At 66.1% G+C, this 654-nt stretch carries 1 protein-coding gene; it reads left to right on the top strand.

Annotation, left to right across the window (positions count from 1 at the left end):
* Positions 1-654, top strand: a 654-nt coding sequence (tnpC, locus tag AC0L2X_RS32470; RefSeq protein ID WP_473601217.1) for an IS66 family transposase, incomplete at both ends; no start/stop codon positions are given.

Raw genomic sequence — 654 nt, 5'->3', positions numbered from 1 at the left:
GATCGCCGAGGCGAACATCCCGCGGCGCATCTCGCCGGCTGGAGCGGCATTCTGCAGGCCGATGCCTTTGGCGGTTACGGCGATCTCTATGCGACGGGTCGTCAGCCGGCGCCTGTTCTGGAGGCCAGCTGCTGGACCCACAGCCGGCGCAAAGTGTTCGAGCTGGCCGATATCGAAGCGGCGGCGCGCAGGAAGGCGCGCAGCGAGAAGCCCAACCTGGTCTATCCGCTGGCGGTTGAAGCCGTGAAGCGCATCGATGCCCTGTTCGATATCGAGCGCGCGATTAACGGCCTGTCGCCGGCCCAACGCCACGCCGTGCGCCAGGAGCGGAGCGCGCCGCTGGTCACCGAACTCGAGCGCTGGATGATCGAGACGCGCGACAAGCTCTCGCGCGGACACGATCTGAGCAAAGCCTTCAACTACATGCTGCGCCGCTGGTCGTCCTTCACCCGCTTCCTCGACGATGGGCGGATCTGCCTATCCAACAATGCAGCCGAGCGAGCCCTGCGCGGCATCGCTCTCGGCAGAAAGTCCTGGCTGTTCTGCGGTTCCGATCGCGGCGGACAGCGCGCGGCCATTCTCTACAGCCTGATCGTCAGCGCCAAGATGAACGATATCGACCCGCAGGCCTGGCTCGCCGACGTCCTCGCCCGA

The sequence above is a fragment of the Mesorhizobium sp. WSM4828 genome, from assembly GCF_055811175.1.
This window is presented reverse-complemented; position numbering and strand designations above follow the sequence as displayed.